This is a genomic window from Staphylococcus lugdunensis (assembly GCF_002901705.1).
In the GTDB taxonomy this organism is placed as follows: domain Bacteria; phylum Bacillota; class Bacilli; order Staphylococcales; family Staphylococcaceae; genus Staphylococcus; species Staphylococcus lugdunensis.
On the sequence record NZ_PPPV01000012.1, the window covers coordinates 749,283 to 764,371 of the forward strand.

Sequence of the window (15,089 nt, forward strand, 5' to 3'; positions counted from 1 at the left end):
TTATTTCGACTCCTTCTCTTTGTAAATTTCATATTGTTCAGCTAAGTTTTGAGGCATTTCTTCATACATGATGTCCATTAAGTCAGTAACTTTTTGTTTTTCAACTTTGTCTGCCTCTTTGATTGCTTTTTTAATATCATCTTTAGCACGTTCGATTACTTCGTTTTCTTTATCTTCATTCCATAAACCTTTATTTTCAAGGAATTTTCTGAAACGTACTAATGGATCTTTTTTCTCCCATTCTGCATCTTCATCTGAAGTTCTGTAACGAGTTGGGTCGTCACCAGCCATTGTATGTGGTCCATAACGATATGTCATTGTTTCAATTAAAGTAGGACCTTCACCTGCAACTGCACGATCACGTGCTTCTTTAGTTGCTTGATAAACTGCTAATGGATCCATTCCATCAACTTGAATACCAGGAATACCTACAGAAATTGCTTTTTGAGCCAATGTAGTGGCAGCTGTTTGCTTACTACGTGGTGTAGAAATCGCGTAGTTATTATTTTGAATTACAAAAATTGCAGGCGCTTTATAAGCAGAAGCAAAGTTTATACCTTCATAGAAGTCACCTTGTGAAGATCCACCGTCACCTGTGTAAGTAATCGCTACTGCTTTTTTACCACGTTTTTTAATACCAAATGCGACACCAGCAGTTTGAATGTATTGCGCACCGATAATAATTTGTGGACTAAAGGCATTTACACCTTCAGGGAATTGATTTCCTTTGAAGTGACCTCTTGAGAATAAGAATGCTTCAGTTAACGGTAAACCGTGCCAAATAATTTGTGGTACATCACGGTAACCAGGTAAAATAAAGTCTTCTTTTTCTAAAGCATATTGTGAAGCTAATTGTGAAGCTTCTTGTCCTGCTGTAGGCGCATAGAAACCTAGACGTCCTTGTCTATTTAATGAAATAGAACGTTGGTCAAGAATTCGAGTCCATACCATTCTTTCCATCAATTCTACAAGTTGTTCATCTGTTAAATCAGGTACTAAGTCTTCATTTACGACATTACCATCTACATCCAAAATTTGAACCATTTCAAATTTCGATTGCGTCTCATTTAAAACTTTTACTGCATCGAATTGGGCTTGTAACTTAGGAGCCATTCAATTCACCATACCTTTCCCATATAATAGAAATTCATTTTATCCATTTGTATTGTATCATAAATAAATAGACCTGTTAATCAATTTGGAAAAGTTCTGTGTTACTAAAAAAGAATACAGATTGTCCATCTGTATTAGTCCATTTAGACAATCTGTATTAGTTAAATCATTCGCTTATTTTGTCAATATCTCCTTTTTCTTTATTGACCTTATTCAACGCTTTTATGTATGCTTCAAATTTTTGCTTAAATGTTTTTTGAGCCTTGTTAATTGCTTCTCCCTTTTCTTTTTCTTGTTGTTGCATAACCGTTTTTTGTTTCAACAATTTAAAGTATGATCGTTCTTTATCTAAAATATTACGATATGCTGCGGCATAATCATCGTGCTTTTTGTATTTATCTTTGAGTGCATCATCAAGTTCCTTGAGTTCTTTTCTTTTGGAATCATCTTTAATTTGATTAATATGCTTGCTTGCTTTTTTGAATTCTTTATTTGAAGCATTCATAGCTTTGACTTCTTTATTAAATTCTTTGCTTCTTTCATTGATATTACTAATCATCTTATCAGCAACTTTAACACGTGTGTCTGGATTATTAGTTACAATTTTTTTATAATACTGTTGCTTTTGCTTTTCTAAATCATTTAATTTTTGACCAGTTGAGTTTATAACTTGTTCATTGCTAGAGGCTTGTTGTATCGTATCTTCATAAGCTCTCACTTCTTTTCTATCCGTTGTACATCCGGCCAGCAAAAGAGTGGATGCAAGCAAGACACCCAAAGCTCGATATAATTTCATTTATAGTCCCTCCCGAGATATACTCACTGTAATGATTGTAATGATATAGAAAGTATTTTTATAAATCAAATCAAATAGCGTATAATAAATGCTATTCAATATAATAGATTATAATTAATAAAGGAAGGTGTATATTCATGTTAACTATGAAAGATATAATTAAAGACGGTCATCCAACATTACGTGCCGAAGCTCAAGATGTTGATTTTCCACTGTCTGATGAAGATAAACAAACTTTAAAATCTATGCGTGAATTTTTAATTAATAGTCAAGACGATGAAATTGCTAATCGATATGGCTTACGATCAGGTGTTGGCTTAGCAGCACCTCAAATAGATATTTCAAAGAAAATGATTGCTGTCTATTTACCTGATGATGGAAATGGTCGTTCTTACGATTTAATGTTAGTCAATCCTAAAGTGGTAAGCTATAGTGTTCAGTACGCGTATTTACCTACTGGCGAAGGTTGCCTAAGCGTTGATAAAAACATACCTGGTCTCGTTCATAGACACTACCGAGTAACAGTGAAAGCTAAAGACATTGATGGTAAAGATGTTAAACTTAGATTAAAAGGATATCCTGCTATTGTCGTTCAACATGAAATTGATCATTTAAACGGTATCATGTTCTATGATCATATTGATGCCGAACACCCTTTAACGCCACTACCTGATTCAATAGAAGTATAATTTAGGAACTGCTAAGCAGTATATTTACAATATTATATAGTCATCAATATATCATGGTAACATCATCACAGCTAGTATTTTTAAAACGAGATACTAGCTGTTCATTTTGGCCATAAAGCTTAGTTTTTTTATAATAATTATCAGTATATTATAAACTGCTTTATTTATTCCGTTACTTCATGTAAAATAATGAATAACTGGAATTTTAGTAAAGTACTTACTAATTTCAATACATGAACGACGAAATATACCCTAGAAAATATAACGGGCAGTAAGATTTTAATTTCAATTAAAAGGCTTGTATGTTGTGACATTTTATATCATTAATTAAAAAACGAGCAGGACATTGGTACTTAGTTTAGCTACCCTGTGTATGTACTAGGTTCTTATTTAAATTCATTTAAAAGTTAACGTATTAGGAGGAAATAGATAACATGGCAATATTTAAAGTATTTTATCAGCATAATAAAAACGAGGTTATCGTACGAGAAAACACTCAAACTATTTATGTTGAAGGCGAAACAGAAGAACAAGTTAGACGCTATTTAAAAGATCGTAATTATAACATCGAATTTATTACAAAATTAGAGGGCGCACATTTAGAATATGAAAAAGAACATTCTGAACATTTTAATGTGGAGAACGCTGAATAATGAAACAATTACATCAAAATGAAGTAGGTGTATATGCACTTGGCGGTCTTGGAGAGGTAGGTAAAAATACTTACGCCGTTGAGTACAAAGATGAAATTGTCATTATCGATGCTGGAATAAAATTTCCAGATGACAATTTATTGGGTATTGATTACGTTATTCCCGATTACACTTATTTAGAACAGAATCAAGACAAAATTGTCGGTCTGTTTATAACACATGGTCACGAAGACCATATAGGTGGTGTGCCCTACCTATTGAAGCAAATTAATGTGCCTATATATGGTGGCCCATTAGCTCTAGGCTTAATTAGAAATAAATTAGATGAACACAATTTATTAAGAAATGCGGAATTGATTGAAATTACAGAAGATAGTGTAATTAAATCTAAACATTTTGAAGTATCATTCTATCTAACAACACACAGTATTCCCGAAGCATATGGTGTTATTGTTGACACACCTGAAGGTAAAATTGTTCACACGGGAGACTTCAAATTTGACTTTACACCTGTAGGAGCGCCTGCAAATATCGCTAAGATGGCGCAACTTGGTAAAGAAGGCGTATTGTGTCTGTTATCAGACTCTACGAATGCGCTCGTCCCGGACTTCACATTAAGTGAACGTGAAGTTGGCCAAAATGTGGATAAGATTTTTAGAAATTGCAAAGGCCGTATTATCTTTGCAACATTCGCTTCAAATATTTATCGTGTCCAACAAGCGGTAGAAGCAGCAATTAAGTACAACCGTAAAATTGTGACATTTGGTCGTTCAATGGAAAATAATATTAAAATTGGTATGGAGTTAGGCTATATTAAAGCTCCACCTGAAACATTCGTTGAACCTAATAAAATTCATCATATTCCAAAACATGAATTATTGATTTTATGTACAGGTTCTCAAGGTGAACCAATGGCTGCATTATCAAGAATAGCTAATGGTACACACAAACAAATTAAAATCATCCCAGAAGATACAGTTGTATTTAGCTCCTCACCTATACCAGGTAATACTAAAAGTATTAATAGAACCATCAATGCATTATATAAAGCTGGTGCAGAGGTTATTCATAGTAAAATATCTAATATCCATACATCTGGACATGGTTCTCAAGGTGACCAACAATTAATGTTACGCTTAATACAACCCAAGTTCTTCTTACCTATTCATGGTGAGTACCGCATGTTAACAGCACATGGTCAAACTGGTGTGGATTGCGGTGTACCAGAAGAAAATGTCTTTATTTTTGACATTGGTGATGTACTTGCTTTAACGCATGATTCAGCACGTAAAGCTGGTCGCATTCCATCCGGTAACGTCTTGGTTGATGGTAGTGGTATTGGTGATATTGGCAATGTAGTTATTCGTGACCGTAAACTTCTTTCTGAAGAAGGTCTCGTGATTGTTGTTGTTAGCATTGATTTCAAAACAAACAAATTATTATCTGGACCAGATATTATCTCACGTGGCTTCGTCTACATGCGTGAATCTGGACAATTGATATACGATGCACAACGTCGCATCAAAACTGATGTTATTTCCAAATTAAATAGTAATAAAGACATTCAATGGCATCAAATTAAATCATCTATCATTGAAACATTGCAGCCTTATTTATACGAAAAAACAGCGCGCAAACCAATGATTTTACCTGTGATTATGAAAGTCAATGAAGAATGATGTTTAGACCATACTAAGGGTCTCAGACATTAAGTTCTTAAACAATGTAAAAAAGCCAATTTCTATTAAAATTATTTGATAGAAATTGGCTTTTCCCTTATGTATTAGATAATATACAGCTCGTTATCATTTTAGGGTGGTAAGATGTAGCCCCACGATGGTGTTTGAATTCATTATCTGGAATTATTTCAACAATTTCATTTACATATCGAGAAATATCATTTGTAGGAATAAGTATTGAAGTTTCCATTGGTAGTGTAAGTTGAGTCATGTTATATCTTCATACATAAGGCACCTCGTTAATTTAGTTTAGTGAAGTTTATTAAATGATACGAAAGTGCCTTATTTTTTTAAAGTATGTTGATGTAAAATTACATATAAATGCGACGTATTTTGGCGAGACTCTTGAGGAAACAGGACGAGCTGAAGACTACAGGCTGAAGCTGTCCCCTAAGAAAGCGAGCCAACAATACGAAGTATTGAATAAAAAGAAGCGCTCAGATGAGTTGAATTCAATTCATCTGAGCGCTATTTTTCTGAGATTTATATCCCAGCCTCTTTTTATGTTTAAAATAGATTATTTCTTAGCGAACAATTTTCTTTTCAAAGCGATTTAAATCATTATCATGTCCAATCATGATTAAAATATCGCCAATTTCAATATTGATATTTGGGTCTGGTGATACAATAATTTCTTTACCCCGCTTTATTGCAATGATATTGATTCCATATTGAGCTCGAATATCTAAATTGACAATGGACTGTCCAGCCATCTTTTCACTCGCCTTAAGTTCAACTAGTGAATGTTCATCAGATAACTCTAAATAATCAAGCACACTGGCACTTGCTACATTATGTGCAATACGTCGTCCCATATCCCGTTCTGGATGTACTACCGTATCTGCCCCAATTTTATTTAATATTTTAGCATGATAATCATTTTGGGCTTTAGCCGTTACTTTCTTAACACCTAGTTCCTTTAATATCAACGTTGTTAAAGTACTAGATTGAATATTTTCCCCTATGGCTACGATGACATGATCAAAGTTTCGAATACCTAAACTTTTCATTACTGCTTCATCCGTAGTGTCAGCAATGACCGCATGTGTTGCAATATCACTATATTCATTAACTCTAGCTTCATCGTGGTCAATCGCCATAACATCCATATCAAGTGCGTTTAGTTCTCTAACAATACTTCCCCCAAAACGTCCTAATCCAATCACAACGTACTCTTTATCCATAGTAAGTATACTCCTATCATGATAGAAATGAGGATAGGTATAATAAGAACCCAATCCTCACTCAATCTTTATTTCTGATTTTTGACAATCCCTTTATTGTCTGTTGCTAATCTCAATAATAATATTAACGATGGAATAAGTAAAAGTAAACCTAAAATAATAACAATCATAAGTGTTAATCCTGTAGCAACACTAACTGTAGTATCTGTTATTTTAACAAATGGATATACAATATAAGGTAACTTACTCAACCCGTAACCGAAAAAAGCAAAAAACAGTTGTAATATCATCATAAGCATTGCGATTCCATGGTATTTTTTTAACAAAGCTAGAGACATCGCAATGATAAAACATAGTAAACTTAAAGTAAACATCCACCAATAATTATATATCGCATTGGTAAAATGATTCGCATTTTGAATTCGTAATGATAGAAAAACAAATAATGAGACCATAATCATTGGCATACTCCAAAGCAACAGCCACTTTCTTACAGTTAAATATACGTGTGTATCTTTTAATTTTGCTGCAGAATATGTTAAAAAACCTGCTGAAATATACAACACTGTTATCACGGCTAAAAAGACTACTGACCAAGCAAACGGACTAATGACCAGTTGTACCCAATTCAAATCAAGGTGTGCGCCATCTTCTACAATATAACCGCCTTCTGATATAGTGAGAACAGATGCTAATGCAGCCGGAATTCCTAATCCAGACAAACAATATATCAACAGCCATGGTAGACTTATGTCAGCTCTTTTATTGATAAAAATATAACTGCAACCTCTGATGATTATACAGATAAGTGCTATTGAACCAGGAATTAAAATCATTGTATTCAAATAGTGAATTGCTGATGGAAATAAAGCAATCATACCTACATAACAAAACACGCAACATATATTAATTAAGCCCCAAATGGGATTTATCATATATTTATAAAGTACTTTTGACTTCTTCTCTTCACCAGACATGTGCATATAAAAAGCAAAGCAGCCTGTTCCAAAATAAATACCCGCAGCAATGACATAAAAAAATAAACAAATCCAAAGCACCAGCATACTTATCCCAGTGTATGCCATTACTGCTCACCTCTTTCCATTAGAACAGAATTAAATACATCATATGTAAAACTACAAGGACACTTACATGCCACTATAGTGTTTAATTCATTGTTATATGGTGCTAATAATACATATCTCTTTTTAACTAAATTCATGCTTAATATCACCCTCACGTTGATTTCATAGTATAAACAATTAGATATATAGTATATAAATATATGCACTATAAAAAAATCATTTTGTCCTATTTTCACATATTGTTCATAAGTTGATTTTTGAGCGTTATTTTTATATAGTAAATCCAGTATAAAAATGAAAGGATAACTTTATGGCACACATTACACTTTATACACAAGACGATTGTCCACCTTGTTCCTTTATTAAGAATTATTTACATGAACATCAAATTCCTTTTGAAGAAAAACATATAAAACATCAAGCTTATCGTGTGGAAATGTTAGATTATGATGCGTTTGCAACACCGTTTATATTGCTTAATGACGAACCAATGTATACTGTAGATATTGATAAAATTAATCACGCATTCAACATAACAGTATAATCAGTTAGACACTGACTATCGTTTTTATTTATAAAAAGATGAACCTTACTGACAATAATTGCCAATAAGGTTCTTCTTTATTGTGAAATTAAATTTTATCGAGCTATATTGTGAACTAATTCTTTTACTTGTTCTTGTGTTGAACAATTAATCGCTCTATTAGCTAATTCCGTCATTTCATTTTTACTTAATCCATTAATTTGACGTCTTGCTTTTAAGATAGATGTTGCACTCATAGAGAATTCATCTAAACCTAAACCAAGTAATAATGGAATTGCTGTTTCATCGCCAGCCATCTCGCCACACATACCAGTCCATTTACCTTCTTTATGAGAAGCTTCAATCACTTGTTTCACTAGACGTAAAATAGCTGGATTATATGGTTGATAAAGGTATGATACACGTTCTGACATGCGGTCAGCAGCCATTGTGTATTGAATCAAATCATTAGTACCGATACTGAAGAAATCAACTTCTTTAGCAAAGATATCAGCTAATGCAGCTGTTGATGGGATTTCTACCATTATTCCGAGCTCGATATCATCTGACACGTCATGTCCTTCATTTTTTAGATTTTCTTTTTCTTCTAAAAGAAGCGCTTTGGCATCTCTAAACTCATTAATAGTAGCAACCATTGGGAACATAATATTTAATTTTCCATATGCTGAAGCACGCAAAAGAGCGCGCAACTGTGGTCTGAAAATATCAGGTTGATCTAAGCACAATCGAATCGCACGGTAACCTAAGAATGGGTTCATTTCTTTAGGCAAATTAAGATAAGGTAGTTCTTTATCTCCACCAATATCTAATGTACGGACTACGACGCGTTTATCTTTCATCGTTTCAAGCACTTTTTTATATGCTTCAAATTGCTCATCTTCAGTTGGCATTTGATCTCTGCCCATATATAAAAATTCTGTTCTATATAAGCCAATGCCTTCAGCACCGTTTTCAATAACGCCATACAAGTCATCTGGCGTACCGATATTCGCTGCAAGTTCAGCATGAATACCATCTAAAGAAACCGTTTCAGCATCACGTAGTTTTTGAAGTTCTTTTTTATCTTCAAAGAAACGTTCACGTTTATGTTGATATGCGATCAGTTCATCTTCAGTTGGATCAATAATAACATCACCAGTTATACCATCAACAATAATCATATCTCCTTGTTTAACTTGGTGTGTGATTGATTTTGTACCAACGACAGCAGGGATTTCAAGTGAACGACTCATAATTGCTGAATGACTTGTTCTACCGCCAATGTTTGTCACAAATCCTTGAACAAAGTCTTTATTTAATTGTGCAGTATCTGAAGGTGTTAAGTCATTCCCCACAATAACGACACTTTCATCAATAATACTTGGGTTAGGTAATTCCACGCCTAGAATATGTGCAAGTAAACGTTTAGATACGTCTCTAATATCTGCAGCACGCTCTTTCATATATTCATTATCCATTGATTCAAAAATCGTAATGAATTGTGATGTCACTTCATTTAATGCTTGAGGTGCATTCACTTTCTCATTAGAGATTTTATCTTCAATTGGTTGAATTAATTCAGGATCATCTAGGACTAATAAATGCGCATCAAAAATAGCTGCTTTGTCAGCACCTAATTGTTTTTCTGCATTATTTCTAATTTTAGTCAATTCAATTTTAGATGCTTCTACAGCATTTTTAAATTTATTGATTTCAGCATCTATATCAGTGATTTTTTCATTGGTGAATGATAAATCTGGTTCAACAAGTAAATATGCTTTTGCAATAGCAACCCCATCTGAAGCTGCAATGCCGTTGATTAAGTTAGACATAATTATTCAGTTAAACCTTCTTTAGATAAGACATCACTGATTGATTGAATTGCATCCGCTTCATCGCTACCATCTGCATAAATAGTGATTTCTGCGTCTTTACCTACACCTAAGCTCATTACACCCATGATTGATTTTAAGTTAACTTTTTTACCGTTATATTCTAATTGAATATCTGAATCAAATTTAGAAGCAGTCTGAACTAACATTGTAGCTGGACGTGCATGAATTCCTGTTTCATCAATAATTACATATGATTTTTGTTCCATAGTAAAAGTCTCCTTCTTACAGTTAGAAAATTCATTTTTCAGTCATCTAACGTATTTTTATACAATAACACTACCAAATTATATTAATAAATTCAATTCGTATATAGTGAGATATTGTTGTATATGTTGATTATACTACATAAAGTTACATTTAAATAATATCCTTGATTACTTTTTCACATTTTTCAATATGATCTTGTCCCAATTTGTTCATAAAATAATAACTAATAGATGCTGAAATTGCTTGACCTACTAATGGAAACCATCGCGTTTGTTTGGCAGCTGCTCGCTTAGCCATGTCCTTAATAACAATTTTAAGCACAGCACTTGATACTTTTTTGCCGATGAATTGACTACCTTGAATAGCAGCCGCAGCAAAAATACGTTCTCTTAAATCATCTCCAAGTGTGTTTACTTGTTTATGATCTAATCCATATAGTTTGTTTACATCTTCAATAATATCGCGCATCAATTTAATATCTACACCAAAGTCCAATCCAGGAATAGGTACAACAGAAGCCGTTGAAGACATCAAAGATTTTCTTTTAACGATTGCCTCTGCCCTTTCACGACATCTAGCTAACTCATCCTGTGTCGTTGGCATGGCATTTTTTTCTTTAATATCCTCTATTTTAAATACTTTTTGACCTACTTTAGTCGTTATTCGATTACTTAAATTTTGTCTAATCCCCATGAAATATCACCTTTCATTTTGTGTCATGACGGTATTATACCCACTTCACTAAATTTAATTCTTGATTTGAATAAAAACTGCTTTCAAATATTTAGACGGTTTATAATGCGGATGCGTTTTAAAGTCCTTCGGCAAACCCATGACTTCTTTAATTTCATAATCTACATTCGCCTGTTCTAAAGTCGATTTAATGACAGATTTAAATGCTTTTAATGAGAAGATACTTGAGTTTGTGCATAATAACAATACACCATTTGGCGCTAGAACGCTTAATGCACCATTTATGAGCTCATCATAATTTTTTTGTACGGAAAAAGTTTTCTTTTTATTACGTGCAAAACTTGGCGGATCAATCACAATCGTATCATAAAAGCGATTGTGTCTATGCGCATATTTATAAAAATCAAATGTATCCATTACATAAATGAATTGTGTCTTAGGATCTATGCCGTTAAGACCAAAATTTTCTTCCGTTAAAGCTCTAGAACGATTAGCCAAATCAACACTTGTCGTTGATTGTGCATGATTAGCTGCAATAACTGAAAAAGCTCCTGTATAGCTGAATAAATTAAGGACATTTTTTTGTTCAGCATATTGATCACGTAACTTTTTACGCACTTCTTTTTGGTCTAAAAATATTCCTGTCATTAATCCATCATTTAAATCAACATTGTAAAATGTAAAATTCTCTTCAATAACTATCGGAAATTGTGGTGCTTCTCCTTTGACGAAACCACCTGAATAATCAGCATCTTTAAATCTCATTTTTTCGTAAATAGATTTGTAAGGGAAAACTGTTTCTATCGCTTGCAAAATTTCAAATTTAAATTTGTAGATACCTTTTGAATACCATTGAACAAGTAAATGACCGTTATAATTATCAATCGTTAAACCGCCAATTCCATCTCCTTCTGCATTAAACAAGCGAAATGCATTTGTACCATCAATATGAAAATAGTAGTCACGTTCAGCTAAAGCATCTGTGAATAATTGTGTGAAAAATGAAGTAGTAATCTCTTCACTTGGATTATAACTTAACACCCATCCTAATCCTTTATGTTGCCGTCCTACATATGCTGTGGCAATATAACGACCTTGATCAGTTGTTAACTGAAATAAATCGCCCTCTTTTAAATGATCCTGGCGAAAAATATCTTCTTCATCTACTAAAGGATAATGATTTAAATATTTTTGTTCTTTCCCTTTATTTATAATAGCAGTCTTCATAAACGTTCTCTGCCTTCCTTTATTAAAATATGTTAGGCTTTATCACTGTTTCTTTTATATTAACAAATTTATAGATATCATCATAAAAAAGAGATTGGCCTGTAAATCGTTTCTAATCAAAGAAAAATGGCAATTTCCATCCAAATCGTGGCAAAACTACCATTTTTATAATTGATACATTATATTTTAGTTTGTAAAGCGTTTATTCTTAATTATATTTAGCAATCATTTATTAAATTATACGTGAGTGTGTTATGTTTTAAAACTATTCTGGAGCAAGACAGCATTCATAATGAAATTTTAGTTCCACCCCGGCAAGATTGTGTAGGATTGAAAAAGCCTGGTATAAGCGTATTTTCAATCTGGTCAACTACTGCCAATATAGCGTTCATAACCTATAACATCAATGATATCCTAGACTCATTGATGACAAGGTTCTTGAAAGAATAAGCCAAGTTAAAAACTAGGATCCTATCAAAAAATTTCAAGCACTACCAGCTTGTGTAGACTCAAGCTGTACCTTAGAAAAATGGAGAAAATGGAGAAATATGATATTTAACATAAACTAAGCTCTAAGACAATTCTTCAATTTTGAAATCATCTTAGAGCTATGCCTTTGTATTTAAATACTGACCTTTATTATTTTAGCATTCATATTCCAGCCACTATCAGAACGACATTCGTTGGTCGATCATATATCATTTATGGCTCATCTCTAACTTGTAAACTAAATGCTACAATAACTGCTATCAACATAATGATTAATGTTGGCGTAATAAATACGGATAATAGTAATCCATGAATCATGATGTTGATAAATTCTGTAAGTAATTTAAAGAACAGAATACTAATCATAAACAGTTGCAAATAATAAAATTTACCGCGTAAATAGTGTGTCAACGTCGTTGCAATATACACAATAATAATAAATATTAGTATAAGCAATGTAACCCATTCAATGACATACTGTGTTTGAGATATTTTCCACTCACCAGAAACAAAAAGCGAATTTCTATTGTTAAATTCAATAAAGGTAAATAAGAAAATAATAATACCACAAAAGATTTCTACAAATACTGGCTTTACCCATTTTGGCTTACGCATCCAATTTGGAATATCATCTTCTTCAATATTAATGATATTTTTAACTTTGTTTTTGAATTTGTCTCTTTTCGTTCTAATTTTATCTAAATCGACACTTCTTCTAGTCTTACGTGCATATTCTGTTGTCTTATCTTGAAGTTGCTTTAAGTGAACTTTCGTTTGATTTGAAACATTGCCTTTTGATGTTCTAGATAAATCATATTCTTCACCTAACTCTTCTTTTGTTAATGGTAGCGCACGTCTTAAGAATAAAAAGTTCCAAATAGACATTTGCCCTAACAACCACATAATAATGAAGAAAGTATTTACACTTAAAATATCAATAGGTGCAATTTCATTAGCATCTACTTTGCCGTATAAAGAAATTTGTGTAATAAGGTAACTAATACCATATGACAATATAATCCACAAATAATGATTCTTTCTATTGTTTGGATTTAATTCATCTTTATATACAATATAACCAATATGAATGACAAATGGGAAAATAAAAATAATTGCCCAGAAACCATAAACTTGCGTCATTAATAAAATCGTAATGATAAAGAAAACGATTCCGAATATTAAATAAAAAATTGAAATATCATAATCATACTTCGTTGTTCTAAATAATGTGTAGCCAATAAAGATGACTAAGACACCAAAAAGGATAATGATTATAGCACTTATAATAGGAAAAGCGCCTATAAACCTACTCATCACTCTAATAATTTCACTAAAAAATGCATTCAGGAAGTCCCATACCGAAAAAATCTTTAAATCAACTTTTTCCTTTTGATTAAGTTCTTTAATTAAAGGCAAGTTAATCAAAATAATGAGACCTGTGAAAAGTGAAACGAAACCGATGATATAACTGAAAATAATCTCGGTGTGTTTCTTAAGAAAAGACATACTGTTCACCTCAAAAGTTATTATATATGAAGAAGCCCGACTTGTCTTTAATATTTCATTAAATACGACTATAGACTTAGCAAAAGTTTAACAATAAATGGTCAGGGTATACAACAAATATAATCACTATTAAGGAGTGTTATTTATGTCAAATGAAGAATTAAATAAAAAATCCGCAGAAAAAGCTAAAGAAGCTGAAGAAAAGCTTAAAAAGGAAAAAGAAAGTACAGAAGATAGCATAGAACAAACTAAAAAAGATGTTCAAGACACATTAGACTAAACGTAATATAATTTATTTCGCAGTGCACATTGCTTCTTATATTAAATTTAAATATGTTAAGTTAAATCTATGGGAGCGGGACAGAATTCATAATAACTTCTGTCTCGCTCCCAAATTTTCATTGTTAATCATTAATGATAGATGTGAAAGTGTATGTAAGATGCTTTTTTATTTCTTAACCACTTTTATTATAATTTATTGAAATTGCCTTGACATCAAGTACCAAAAAGCATACATTTAAATTAAATTACATAAACGCACTAGGGGTGTTTAAACTGAGATGAAGCCTTGCTTCAAACCCTTCGAACCTGATCTAGCTTGTACTAGCGTAGGAAAGTGACGATAAATTGCAATGCTTATCGTTTAAGCATTTATTTTTTAACGCACATCTTTCTACGTGAAGGTTGTGCGTTTTTTAGGAGGCAATTTTTATGTCAAAAGGTTTAAAATTATCTGAAATACTAGTTACAGTGTTAATCGCTGTTATTTTTGCCATCATTTATAACTTGTGGTGGTTTCCATATGAATTTGCAAAAGTTGCTGGTTTACACCTTGAACAACTGACTTATGGTGTATGGTTTATGGCCGCAATCGTGGCATACTTAATCATACCTAAACCAGGAATTGCAATCATCGCTGAATTTGCAGCTGGTGCTGGGGAAACAATTGTTATGGGTAAATTTGATATTCCTACTATTATTTATGCCATACTGCAAGGTGTTGCATGTGAAATTATTTTTGCTATCTTTAAATATCAATCTCGTAGCGCTGTAGTAGCTATGTTAGCCGGGTTACTTACTGCACTTATTTCATTCCCAGTTGATTACTTTTATGGCTATTTAAATGAAGTTGCTGGTTGGAACTTACTTCTATTTATCGTTTTCCGCGCCATTAGTGGTATCATCCTTGCTGGTTTATTATCTTACATCGTCGTCAAAGCGCTGGATCAAACCGGTGTTACAAAATTATTCCGCCCAGCATCTAAACAAGATTATGACAACCTATAAGGG

The 15,089-nt window shown here is 32.6% G+C and carries 16 protein-coding genes and 1 riboswitch; of the genes, 6 read left to right on the forward strand and 10 right to left on the reverse strand.

The window, feature by feature from the left end; all coding sequences use genetic code 11:
• Positions 1-1,113 (reverse strand): pyruvate dehydrogenase (acetyl-transferring) E1 component subunit alpha, encoded by a 1,113-nt coding sequence (gene pdhA, locus CD041_RS04290; protein ID WP_002459425.1) that lies wholly within the window; start codon positions 1,111-1,113, stop codon positions 1-3.
• Positions 1,114-1,279: 166 nt separating this feature from the next.
• Complete coding sequence (locus tag CD041_RS04295; protein ID WP_002459426.1) at positions 1,280-1,909, reverse strand: YkyA family protein; 630 nt, start codon at positions 1,907-1,909, stop codon at positions 1,280-1,282.
• A 137-nt stretch (positions 1,910-2,046) separates the two neighbouring features.
• Here CD041_RS04295 and def point away from each other — a divergent pair, with 137 nt between their 5' ends.
• The 3 genes from def (at position 2,047) to rnjA (ending at position 4,930) form a co-directional block, all read left to right on the forward strand.
• Complete coding sequence (gene def, locus CD041_RS04300) at positions 2,047-2,598, forward strand: peptide deformylase (protein WP_002478367.1); 552 nt, start codon at positions 2,047-2,049, stop codon at positions 2,596-2,598.
• A 434-nt stretch (positions 2,599-3,032) separates the two neighbouring features.
• Positions 3,033-3,251 (forward strand): DNA-dependent RNA polymerase subunit epsilon, encoded by a 219-nt coding sequence (locus CD041_RS04305; RefSeq protein WP_002459428.1) that lies wholly within the window; start codon positions 3,033-3,035, stop codon positions 3,249-3,251.
• Positions 3,251-4,930: a ribonuclease J1 gene (rnjA, locus tag CD041_RS04310; RefSeq protein WP_002478368.1), complete on the forward strand. Its 1,680-nt coding sequence runs from the start codon at positions 3,251-3,253 to the stop codon at positions 4,928-4,930. Before CD041_RS04305 ends, rnjA begins: the two co-directional genes overlap by 1 nt.
• A 97-nt stretch (positions 4,931-5,027) precedes the next feature.
• Here rnjA and CD041_RS12065 read toward each other — a convergent pair whose 3' ends face one another.
• The 3 genes from CD041_RS12065 to CD041_RS04320 all read right to left on the reverse strand — a co-directional run bounded on the left by CD041_RS12065 (position 5,028) and on the right by CD041_RS04320 (position 7,259).
• Complete coding sequence (locus CD041_RS12065; RefSeq protein ID WP_142380824.1) at positions 5,028-5,201, reverse strand: transposase; 174 nt, start codon at positions 5,199-5,201, stop codon at positions 5,028-5,030.
• A 313-nt stretch (positions 5,202-5,514) separates the two neighbouring features.
• Complete coding sequence (locus tag CD041_RS04315; protein ID WP_002459431.1) at positions 5,515-6,174, reverse strand: potassium channel family protein; 660 nt, start codon at positions 6,172-6,174, stop codon at positions 5,515-5,517.
• A 68-nt stretch (positions 6,175-6,242) separates the two neighbouring features.
• The gene (locus CD041_RS04320; RefSeq protein WP_070647960.1) at positions 6,243-7,259 is read right to left on the reverse strand and encodes a cytochrome d ubiquinol oxidase subunit II; all 1,017 of its coding nucleotides are present in this window, start codon (positions 7,257-7,259) and stop codon (positions 6,243-6,245) included.
• Between the two features lie 310 nt (positions 7,260-7,569).
• Between CD041_RS04320 and CD041_RS04325 the strand changes: the two genes are divergently transcribed.
• On the forward strand, positions 7,570-7,803 hold the full coding sequence (locus CD041_RS04325) for a glutaredoxin family protein (RefSeq protein ID WP_062077479.1): 234 nt from the start codon (positions 7,570-7,572) through the stop codon (positions 7,801-7,803).
• Positions 7,804-7,898: 95 nt separating this feature from the next.
• Here the strand turns inward: CD041_RS04325 and ptsP are convergent, their stop codons facing one another.
• From ptsP to auxA, 5 genes are all read right to left on the reverse strand, one after another.
• Complete coding sequence (ptsP, locus tag CD041_RS04330; RefSeq protein WP_002478372.1) at positions 7,899-9,614, reverse strand: phosphoenolpyruvate--protein phosphotransferase; 1,716 nt, start codon at positions 9,612-9,614, stop codon at positions 7,899-7,901.
• Between the two features lie 2 nt (positions 9,615-9,616).
• Positions 9,617-9,883 carry a phosphocarrier protein HPr gene (locus tag CD041_RS04335; RefSeq protein ID WP_002459436.1) on the reverse strand — a complete coding sequence of 89 codons (267 nt, stop codon included), beginning with the start codon at positions 9,881-9,883 and terminating at the stop codon, positions 9,617-9,619.
• Between the two features lie 151 nt (positions 9,884-10,034).
• Positions 10,035-10,577 carry a hypothetical protein gene (locus CD041_RS04340; protein ID WP_002478373.1) on the reverse strand — a complete coding sequence of 181 codons (543 nt, stop codon included), beginning with the start codon at positions 10,575-10,577 and terminating at the stop codon, positions 10,035-10,037.
• Positions 10,578-10,631: 54 nt separating this feature from the next.
• The gene (locus CD041_RS04345) at positions 10,632-11,804 is read right to left on the reverse strand and encodes a class I SAM-dependent rRNA methyltransferase (RefSeq protein ID WP_070647959.1); all 1,173 of its coding nucleotides are present in this window, start codon (positions 11,802-11,804) and stop codon (positions 10,632-10,634) included.
• Between the two features lie 702 nt (positions 11,805-12,506).
• Positions 12,507-13,799, reverse strand: coding sequence for a lipoteichoic acid stability factor AuxA (auxA, locus tag CD041_RS04350; RefSeq protein WP_070647958.1), 1,293 nt, complete (start codon positions 13,797-13,799; stop codon positions 12,507-12,509).
• Positions 13,800-13,944: 145 nt separating this feature from the next.
• On the opposite strand from auxA, the gene graF reads away from it, so the two are divergent.
• Positions 13,945-14,079 (forward strand): glycopeptide resistance-associated protein GraF, encoded by a 135-nt coding sequence (graF, locus tag CD041_RS12195; protein ID WP_002459440.1) that lies wholly within the window; start codon positions 13,945-13,947, stop codon positions 14,077-14,079.
• 252 nt (positions 14,080-14,331) lie between these two features.
• Positions 14,332-14,431: riboswitch (TPP riboswitch) on the forward strand.
• 79 nt (positions 14,432-14,510) lie between these two features.
• Positions 14,511-15,086 carry an ECF transporter S component gene (locus CD041_RS04355; protein ID WP_002459441.1) on the forward strand — a complete coding sequence of 192 codons (576 nt, stop codon included), beginning with the start codon at positions 14,511-14,513 and terminating at the stop codon, positions 15,084-15,086.
• The last annotated feature ends 3 nt before the right edge of the window (positions 15,087-15,089 follow it).

Coding starts and splice junctions, on each gene's coding strand:
- pdhA (WP_002459425.1), bottom strand. CDS start 1,113: ATGGCTCCTAAGTTACAAGCCCAATTCGATGCAGTAAAAGTTTTAAAT.
- CD041_RS04295 (WP_002459426.1), bottom strand. CDS start 1,909: ATGAAATTATATCGAGCTTTGGGTGTCTTGCTTGCATCCACTCTTTTG.
- def (WP_002478367.1), top strand. CDS start 2,047: ATGTTAACTATGAAAGATATAATTAAAGACGGTCATCCAACATTACGT.
- CD041_RS04305 (WP_002459428.1), top strand. CDS start 3,033: ATGGCAATATTTAAAGTATTTTATCAGCATAATAAAAACGAGGTTATC.
- rnjA (WP_002478368.1), top strand. CDS start 3,251: ATGAAACAATTACATCAAAATGAAGTAGGTGTATATGCACTTGGCGGT.
- CD041_RS12065 (WP_142380824.1), bottom strand. CDS start 5,201: ATGACTCAACTTACACTACCAATGGAAACTTCAATACTTATTCCTACA.
- CD041_RS04315 (WP_002459431.1), bottom strand. CDS start 6,174: ATGGATAAAGAGTACGTTGTGATTGGATTAGGACGTTTTGGGGGAAGT.
- CD041_RS04320 (WP_070647960.1), bottom strand. CDS start 7,259: ATGGCATACACTGGGATAAGTATGCTGGTGCTTTGGATTTGTTTATTT.
- CD041_RS04325 (WP_062077479.1), top strand. CDS start 7,570: ATGGCACACATTACACTTTATACACAAGACGATTGTCCACCTTGTTCC.
- ptsP (WP_002478372.1), bottom strand. CDS start 9,614: ATGTCTAACTTAATCAACGGCATTGCAGCTTCAGATGGGGTTGCTATT.
- CD041_RS04335 (WP_002459436.1), bottom strand. CDS start 9,883: ATGGAACAAAAATCATATGTAATTATTGATGAAACAGGAATTCATGCA.
- CD041_RS04340 (WP_002478373.1), bottom strand. CDS start 10,577: ATGGGGATTAGACAAAATTTAAGTAATCGAATAACGACTAAAGTAGGT.
- CD041_RS04345 (WP_070647959.1), bottom strand. CDS start 11,804: ATGAAGACTGCTATTATAAATAAAGGGAAAGAACAAAAATATTTAAAT.
- auxA (WP_070647958.1), bottom strand. CDS start 13,799: ATGTCTTTTCTTAAGAAACACACCGAGATTATTTTCAGTTATATCATC.
- graF (WP_002459440.1), top strand. CDS start 13,945: ATGTCAAATGAAGAATTAAATAAAAAATCCGCAGAAAAAGCTAAAGAA.
- CD041_RS04355 (WP_002459441.1), top strand. CDS start 14,511: ATGTCAAAAGGTTTAAAATTATCTGAAATACTAGTTACAGTGTTAATC.